Below are 8509 nucleotides of genomic sequence, written 5' to 3' on the forward strand. Positions count from 1 at the left end.
CTTCAGCTTCGTCTTTAGACTCTTCAGTCTCACCCTCTGATTCTTCTTCTGATTCCTCAGATTCATCTGTTTCTGATGTCTCATCATCCGATTCTGATTCAGACTCTTCTTCTGATTCTGGTTTTTCAGAAGTTTTTCCGGCTGATGCTTTTGTAGTTTTTTCATCCGCTTCAGGTTCTTCTAATGCGTCCTCGTCTTTTGAAGTGTCTTCTTTGGACTCTTCAGCTGCGTCTTCGGACTCTTCAGTCTCATCGTCGGATTTATCTTCTGATTGATCAGATTCATTGGTTTCTGATGCATCCTCATCCGATTCTGATTCAGGCTCTTCTTCTGATTCGGTTTTTTCAGAAGTTTTTCCGGCTGATGCTTTTGTAGTTTTTTCATCCGCTTCAGGTTCTTCTGATGCGTCTTCGTCTTTTGAAGTGTCTTCTTTGGACTCTTCAGTTTCATCGTCTGATTCTTCTTCTGATTCGTCAGATTCATCTGCTTCTGATGTGTCATCTTCTGATACTAATTCTGTCTCTTCTTCCGGCTCAGATTTTTTTGATGCTTTTTTATCCACACTAGTTTCTTCGGATTCTTCTTCATCTTTCGATGTGTCATCTTCTTCAGAATCTTCTACATCATCATCTTCGGATTTAGCTTCAGAATCATCTTCCTTTTTAGTTTTTGCTTTATTTTTCTTAGTTGCTTTTTTGTCTTGTTTTTCTTTTTCTTCGTCTTCATCATCTGATGCTTGTTCTTCTTCGGATTCATTTTTCTTTGATTTACGTGATTTTAACTTGCTGAAGATGTTCTTTTTCTTCTTCTTACCTTCAGGTTTGTCGCTATCTTCTTCGGATTCTTCTTCAGAATTATCTTCTGATTCATCAGTGTCTTCATCATCCGACTCTTTTTCATCAGATTTATGCGATTTGAATCTATCGAAGAATTTCTTTTTCTTCTCGCCTTTAGGTTTATCGTTGTCTTCCTCTGTTGAATCATCTTCTTCATCTTCTTCGTTGTCTTCTGTATCTTCTTCCTCATCTTCTGATGCATCTGTTTCCTCATCAGATTCAGAATCATCGTCATCTTCTTTTGACTTAGATTTTTTTGATGCTTTTTTATCCTGGTCATCGTTCTCTTCATCTTCATCATCTTCTGAGTCTTCATCATCATCTGACTCTTCTTTATCAGATTTATGCGATTTGAATCTATCGAAGAATTTCTTTTTCTTCTTACCTTTAGGTTTATCGCTGTCTTCGTCTGCTGAATCATCGTCTTCAGTTTCTTCGTTGTCTTCTGTATCTTCTACTTCCTCTGTTTCAGATTCATCAGTGTCATTTTCACCGTTGTCTTGATCGTTTTGATTTTCTTCATTTTCTCGATCATCTTCACCTTGGACTAATACTGTTGTATTTTCTTCTTTGTCTTCATCTTCTTGAATGTCGTGTGATTTTTCTTCGTCGGGTGCTTTTTTTTTGAAAGGATTGTTAGGGGAAGGTGTTAAGCTGCTTATTTTTTTCTTAGTTGTATGACCAAATTCTTTGGCAGTCCCTTTTAATACAATTTTACTTAATTCTTTTACGATTTTCTTACGGCTCTTAGGAGCCGTAAGATAACCGAAAGAAGCCCCTACTAATCCGCCAGCTATGGTTTTGGTTAAGTTGATTTCACGCTTTTGATTCTTTTTTTGTTTTTTTCTAGATTTTTTACTCATCCTTATCCTCTCCATCTAATTGCTTATCGGATGCCTTTTTGGTTGAAGCATTTTTAGCTGTAGACTTCTCTGTTGAAGGTGCTTCATTTTGTTCGTTGAGTTTATTTTCTAAAGCTTCAACTTTCTTTTGTAGTTCTTTGTTTTCAGCTTCAGCGTTTTGTTGTTCTGCAATTTTCATATCTGTAGCTCTAGATGTGAGATACGGATCTGTTTCCCACCAATCTAAGCCCATTTCTTTAGCCTTATCAACTGAAGCTACGATTAAACGAATTTTGATGGTCAATAATTCGACATCTGCGATGCCGACTCTGATATCTCCGGCGATTACGACACCTTTATCTAATACTTTCTCTAATACATCTACTAAGTTACTAGAACCGTTTGAAGCAGGAGGCAGTTGTTCATTTGCCATAACTTATTCTCACTCCCTTAATCAAATTCATAACGAACTGTTACATAAGTCTTCCTAAAGGACCTAAGTCGATGTTTAAATCTTCATCGTCTAGTCCAAATACGTCTTTCAGTTCTTCCATTTTTTCTTCTAAATCCATTAAGGCAACACCTAACTCTTCGATTTGTTCGTCAGTCAGTGTTCCGCCTTCTACACGTCTGATGGCATGGCGTTCTACAATTTGTCTCAATAACTCAATTACTGTCATTACTAATTGCGCTAATCCATCTTCTGCATTATCTTGGCCTAAGTTGATACGTGAGCTATTATTATTCATCTGTGGCATCTAGAAGTTCCCTCCTTTGTTCATCAAATGCTTCGGAAGTAATATCATGTCGACGATTGCCCATAGAAGACTGTACTAATGTTTCTACTGAAGAAATCAAAACACGTAAGTCTAAATAGACTAAGTCTATATTGGCAATCGAAATGATTAAATCTCCTCTGATCGCAACACCTTTATCGAGAATGACATCTAAAATATCAATGAGACCGACTTCTTTGTTTTCTATAGTTTCTCTTGTCGACGGCATCTCTATCCACCTCCATATTAGTTAAAGCTAGAAAAATGGTAGGCAGGCCAAGGTCCAGCGACTTCTATATGCCATCCTTCTTCTGGTAATTCATTTTTAGTGTCATCAATGACTTCAAGAAAATCATTTACCTTTTCATTAGGTACAAGATAGACACTGTTATATACCATTTCTTCTTCTAAACCTGTTACATCTCTGCCCCAATTCTTTTTAATTGAGAAATCAACAGCTAATGCTTTGAGGTTTTGATGTAAGTCTTCGCTGACTCGGTCTTTTTCATTTTCTAACTCTTTATCAACGATACTGTCAATTTTCTTTTCCGCAAAGAAACGACGGCCGCGTGGCAAGTCTTTGATTTCTTCACGTTTTTCTTCAACAGCTTTGTTATTTTTGCTGACTTCTTTGCGAAGTTTCTTATCGTTTGTATAAATTTTAACTGTCCATTCTTCTTTATCTTCTAGGAAATTGAAAGTGGCAGTAATTTTTTCGCTATAACCTTGAATTGTTGATTTCAAACTGTCTTTTGTTTTGTAAATCGTACAGAACTTCAATGGAACTAAAGTAAAGTTTTGATAAAGTGTTTCAATCGTTTCATGATGATGAACAGCTTTCTTCTGTAGCCATTCCATATCATTATCGATTTTATCTTCGATTACTTCTTCTGAATATTCATTCCCATCTAAATCACATACAATTGCTGTGATTTTATCATCAACAGGAACTGTATATAAGCTGCCTTCACCATCAAAACCAGTTAGGGAAGGAAGGTCTTGGTTTTCTAGTTCCGCTTCTGGAACAAGTGCATATAAATATAACAAGTTTTCCATTCGCTATTCATCTTCCTTTTGTTGTATCATTGCTTCTGCTTCATCAATTTCTTTTTGTTTAGCCGTTTCATAACGTGCTAATAATTGTTCTTCTTTTTCCTTGTATTCGTCTTCTGGTATCTCACCTAGTTCTTCTTGCATTTGTAATTGAATTAATTTCTTTTCAATTGTCGGAAGGTCATAAAGTTCTTTGTCTGCTTCATCTTTGACTTGTTCTGCAATTTTTTTCAATAACTTAAGTGAGCCATATACTATCATTTTATGATCCCTCGATATTAAGACGGATATTCACAAAGTTGTAAGCGGCCCATGGACCTGTGTACTTAAACTCTACTTTGTCTTCCCATTTTTCATAGAGTTTATTTACTAAATCATCAAAGGCTTGATCATTTTTCTCATCAACTAAAAACGCTGCATTTAGTAGCATTTTCTCGCTCTGAGGTTCATTCGATTTAGCAGATGCACTCAACTCTGCGAGCGGTTCATAAATATCCGCTTCTATTTTATTAGATAATTGCTTGAAAACATCTTGTGTCGCAGAACCCAGTTGAATACGTTCATAGTAGCCTGCATCTTCGGATTTGCTGCGTACTGATTTTGCCATTTCCTGTAATTTAGGGTCGTCATTCACTACTGACTCTAACCACTCTTGTTTGCCAATGACTTTTAGTCCTAATTCAAATTTTCCTTTGATTTCAGGGAATAACGTTGCCTTCACGTTCTTCGATTGAAGTAATTTTGAAAGGCGGTGCTACATTTTCATTGAAGAATTCTCTAATTTTACTCATAAGTTCTTTGATCGTCATAATTATCCTCCATCAATCTTATATAGTAAGAGATGACGACAACATTCCGTCGCCGCCTCCCTTTTAATTTAAAAATTAAACACTATATTTTGATTTTTTCTTGTCGTCTGCTTCTTTTGTTTCTGCTTCTTCTGGTTCACTTTGTTGAGAAATTTGTTGCTGTTGGTTCGTATCTCCTGAAAGTTGTTCTTGTTGTTGGCCTGGTAAGCCTTCTTCTTCAACTTCATCACGCAGTAAGCCTACAGCTTCTGCATATCTTAACCAAGTATCTACGCTGGCAATTACGATTCTTGCTTCGATAGTTAAGATTTCGATACCTACTACTGAAACTCTAACGTAAGCATCAATAACGATACCTTTATCTAAAATTCTGTCGATTACTTCTGCTAAACTAGACGTATCTGCACTTCTTTGTACTGAACTCATAATGTTCAATCCCCTCTCAAATTGATATTGTTTTCATTCGTTAAACTTTTAATGTTTCTTTTAGTTGTCAATCAATGTTGATTTATTATCTTCTACTCCCTTAATGTCTGAGGCATGTTTAATGTCGTTATAGCTTTTAATGTTAGAAATACCTTTGATGTTTTGAACACTTTTGATGTCTTGAACACCTTTGATTTTTTTCTTGCTGTTACCGGACTCATCTTTGTTGATTTTTTCTTGGAATGCTTCCCCGGCTTCTTTGACTTGTCCTAATTTATCACGTGTCTTTAACAGGGCGCCTTGCATTTTGTCTGTTGCTTTATCTGCAACTTCAGGCACAACTTCTTGGTTTTTCTCTTTCACTTGTTGTAATTTGCCTGCTGCTTGATCTGCTTTATCTTGAACGCCTTCTGTTATTTTCTCTTCCATCATCTCGTGTGCTTTATCTTTTAATTTATCTTTTGCTTTATCTTCAATTTCGTCAGGAGTCTTTTCAATTGCTTTTTTTGCCACTGCACCAGCAGCTTTTTTCACCATTTTATTAGGCATTGTAGACCTCCTTTAAATTGATATTTTCTTTTTTGATAGAAACCACCTTTGACTTATCAATAAATAAAATAAATAAAGATGTCTAAGATGTTTTTCTGTACATTCTTATCGTTTGATTCAAAGGATGTCTGAATACCTTTAAATTATTTATTGTTTTTAGTTGAATATTCGATTTAGTTGTAAAGTCTATTTTCTTTCATGTTAATTACAGTACCACTTTGAATTTAAACTCAAACACAATTACAACTTTTGAAACATTCTCTTAATCTACATTACAATCATTGTATTGACGTTTAACATCTTGAGGTTTTGAAAGTGCTTGTATTACTAGTTAAAAAAGGTGCCAGTTTTTTTAACTGTGCACCTTTTCGATTGAACGTTTAACCAAAGTTTATTTTTTACGGAAAAGAGATTTCTTACGTTTTTTCGATGTTGTATATTGATCTAATTTATCTTCTAAAAATTGTAAACGTTGTTGCAATGTTTCATTTTCGGATTTCAATAACTGAAACTGTTTCTTATTTGGTTTCTTTTTACGTTTTTTACCTTTAGTATTTTTACTGAATAACCTAGCATTTTTCTTACCTTTTTTGCCTTTTTTCTTCTTATCATCACCAAAGATAGAGTCTTTTAAATCAGAAGCTTTATCTTTTAATGATGCATTTGAAGCATTCTTTTTAGTATAAAGTGCTTTTTTATCTTGCTTAGGTTTTAAGACATAACCAAGACCTGCACCGACTGCTCCCCCAGCCACTGTGCGGTATACGGGACTAGATGTCCATTTTTTCTTCTTAGGTTGTAACTTTTTAGTTTTTTCTGTCTGGTTTTTAATTTGTTTGCTCATACTGTTTTCCCCTCTACTTTCTTAATGTTTTTACAGTAACTCTTCAAAGCGATCTTCTAAACGACTGATAGCTTCTTTAAGCTGTTCATTTTCTTCTAATAATGCTTCGTAATATTCTTCTTCATCTAACTCTTCTTCGTCTTCATCATCGTAAGCATCGTCTTCATCTTCTACGTATGCTTCTTCAAATTCTTCATCATCTTCATAATATTCTTCGTCCTCTTCATCGGGCTTTTGAAAAAAATCGCGGGTTTTATTTTCAATATTCATCGCGATGTAGGCTTTAATATTTTCTTCAGTAATTTCATAAACATCTGAAGCAATATTTTGGAATAACTCTGATTCTTTTACACGGTGAATCATATTTTGAGTGCCTTCTCGTCTATAGAACCAGCCGAAAGTTGCGCCGAACACACCGCCTACAATAGCATCAGCGACATGAATGTTTTTATTGCCCTTGTTTTTCTTCTTTTTAATATTTACGCCCTTTTTATACCTGCTCACGATAACACCCCTCTCTCTTTAATTGGTATTATTGTTTTTACCCTCAACTCTAATTTACAAACAAATCATTTTCGTATTCATTTATACTTTTTAGGTAAAACGTATTTTGTATTTTATTTTTATCGATTGAGAATTAGCCTATAAGATAAAAACTATTTACCAATAAAATCCTCTCCAATATTCGCTTTAAACATTTAAACTTCATCAATGCGAATAGATTAAATAGCTGATTCGTAAGACGTATTAAATTCTAGGTGTTACCCTAATATAAATTTCTGCTACAGTTCAAATATTTCGAGATACAAAAAAGCACTTGGTTTAGCTTGGGCTCATTCCCAAAATCTAAAGCAAGTGCTTAGTAAAACATAGATTCAATTTTAAAATCAATCAATAGTTTCTAGTGCATAGTGTTCAATCACTTCAATTAAATGAGGATGCGCTTTTTTAAGTTCCGCTTGATCAAACATTTCAAAATGCTCAAACATGAAACCTGGTTGGCACATACATCCAACCAGCGCATAGCCTTTTCCATCTTTAATCGAAGATGCAAAAATTGTACCTGCAGGCACAACGTGTTGTAGCACTTCACCCTTTGTTATATCGGGCCCAAGGTCTACCGCTTCATATTGGCCATTAGGATAAATCATATGCACTGTTAAAGTATTACCATAGTGATAATACCAAATTTCATCTGCATCTATACGATGAAAATGTGAAATATTATCATCTGTTAATAAAAAGTAAATACTCGTATAAGCTGGACGTGCTTGTCCTTCTTCTTGGCGTTCAGCTTTAATAATTTCTTTATAATAGCCGCCTTCTGGATGCGGTAATAAATCTAATTGGCGCACCCATTCCGATACAGAATGTTCCATTACTTAATCCAAGTCCACGTTATGATAAACGTTTTGAACATCTTCTAAATCTTCTAACGCATCGATTAAGCCTTCTAAAGTTGCTTTATCTTCATCTGATAATTGGATGTCATTTTGAGGTAACATTTCAAATTCAGCAACTTCGAATTCTTCAACGCCGCTTTCTTTTAAAGCTTCTTGTACTTGTGCAAATTGATCTGGTTCAGCATAAACGATAGTTAAATCACCGTCTTCGACAACATCTCGCACATCTAAATCTTTTTCCATTAAAACTTCTAAGATTTCATCTGCAGATTTGCCTTCAAATGCGAAAGTACCTGTATGTGTGAACATATATGATACTGAACCTGATACACCCATGTTACCGCCATTTTTACCGAAAGCAGCACGTACATCTGATGCAGTACGGTTAACATTATTAGTCAATGCATCAACAATCAGCATTGAACCGCTAGGACCAAACCCTTCATAACGTAATTCATCGTAGTTTTCATCATCATTACCTTTTGCTTTGTCAATCGCTCGATCGATGATGTTTTTCGGTACATTATACGTTTTTGCACGTTCAAGCACTAAACGTAATGCTTGGTTCGATTCTGGATCAGGTTCACCAGATTTCGCAGCTACATAAATTTCTTTACCGAATTTCGCATAAATACGACTTGTATTTTTATCTTTTTGGGCTTTTTTCTCTTTGATGTTATTCCATTTACGTCCCATACTTCCATCTCGCTTTCGCTCTCAATTTTTAACATCAACTATTATACATGATTTCACGCTTAATATATAGTTATTGAAAACCAAGTTCCCCTTTTGTGCATAATTACTTTGATTTCTCATAAAAAAACAGCCCAAAACTGGGCTGTTCCAGACCGTAGACAAACTACCGTTATAACTTGAAAAAGTGTAACGGTAGTTTATTTTTTTTATGAAATTTTCGAAAATATGTATAAAAATCTTTATAATAGAAGTCCTCACGGACTCTTATGTAAGCC

At 34.9% G+C, this 8509-nt stretch carries 12 protein-coding genes and 1 pseudogene; all 13 read right to left on the reverse strand.

All coding sequences use genetic code 11. The features are described from left to right. Positions 1-1699, reverse strand: a 1699-nt coding sequence (locus KRR19_RS11905; protein ID WP_216733647.1) for a YtxH domain-containing protein, incomplete at its 3' end; no start/stop codon positions are given. A 97-nt stretch (positions 1700-1796) separates the two neighbouring features. Next, positions 1797-2111, reverse strand: a pseudogene (locus KRR19_RS11910) (gas vesicle protein); the annotation flags it as partial. Between the two features lie 40 nt (positions 2112-2151). Continuing rightward, on the reverse strand, positions 2152-2436 hold the full coding sequence (locus tag KRR19_RS11915; protein WP_002481458.1) for a gas vesicle protein K: 285 nt from the start codon (positions 2434-2436) through the stop codon (positions 2152-2154). After that, complete coding sequence (locus KRR19_RS11920) at positions 2420-2683, reverse strand: gas vesicle protein (protein ID WP_002481457.1); 264 nt, start codon at positions 2681-2683, stop codon at positions 2420-2422. Before KRR19_RS11920 ends, KRR19_RS11915 begins: the two co-directional genes overlap by 17 nt. A 17-nt stretch (positions 2684-2700) precedes the next feature. After that, positions 2701-3510, reverse strand: coding sequence for a GvpL/GvpF family gas vesicle protein (locus tag KRR19_RS11925; RefSeq protein ID WP_002481456.1), 810 nt, complete (start codon positions 3508-3510; stop codon positions 2701-2703). Between the two features lie 3 nt (positions 3511-3513). Beyond that, complete coding sequence (locus tag KRR19_RS11930; protein ID WP_002481455.1) at positions 3514-3768, reverse strand: gas vesicle protein GvpG; 255 nt, start codon at positions 3766-3768, stop codon at positions 3514-3516. A gap of 1 nt (position 3769) precedes the next feature. Further along, positions 3770-4228, reverse strand: a complete 459-nt coding sequence (locus tag KRR19_RS11935) for a GvpL/GvpF family gas vesicle protein (RefSeq protein ID WP_216733648.1) — start codon at positions 4226-4228, stop codon at positions 3770-3772. A 163-nt stretch (positions 4229-4391) separates the two neighbouring features. Continuing rightward, positions 4392-4742: a gas vesicle protein GvpJ gene (gvpJ, locus tag KRR19_RS12310; RefSeq protein ID WP_002481452.1), complete on the reverse strand. Its 351-nt coding sequence runs from the start codon at positions 4740-4742 to the stop codon at positions 4392-4394. 60 nt (positions 4743-4802) lie between these two features. Further along, complete coding sequence (gene gvpQ / locus KRR19_RS11945) at positions 4803-5291, reverse strand: gas vesicle protein GvpQ (RefSeq protein ID WP_002481451.1); 489 nt, start codon at positions 5289-5291, stop codon at positions 4803-4805. A 391-nt stretch (positions 5292-5682) separates the two neighbouring features. Then, positions 5683-6135, reverse strand: coding sequence for a hypothetical protein (locus KRR19_RS11950; RefSeq protein ID WP_002481450.1), 453 nt, complete (start codon positions 6133-6135; stop codon positions 5683-5685). Between the two features lie 30 nt (positions 6136-6165). Beyond that, entirely contained in the window at positions 6166-6639 is a 474-nt protein-coding gene (locus tag KRR19_RS11955) for a hypothetical protein (protein WP_105988727.1), read from the reverse strand. 383 nt (positions 6640-7022) lie between these two features. Next, complete coding sequence (locus KRR19_RS11960) at positions 7023-7514, reverse strand: cupin domain-containing protein (protein ID WP_023015432.1); 492 nt, start codon at positions 7512-7514, stop codon at positions 7023-7025. Positions 7515-7517: 3 nt separating this feature from the next. Further along, a complete protein-coding gene (locus KRR19_RS11965; RefSeq protein WP_002481447.1) occupies positions 7518-8234 on the reverse strand; it encodes a YebC/PmpR family DNA-binding transcriptional regulator in 717 nt (238 codons plus the stop codon). Positions 8235-8509 lie beyond the last annotated feature (275 nt).

The organism is Staphylococcus sp. CWZ226 (assembly GCF_018986355.1).
GTDB classification, from domain to species: domain Bacteria; phylum Bacillota; class Bacilli; order Staphylococcales; family Staphylococcaceae; genus Staphylococcus; species Staphylococcus simulans.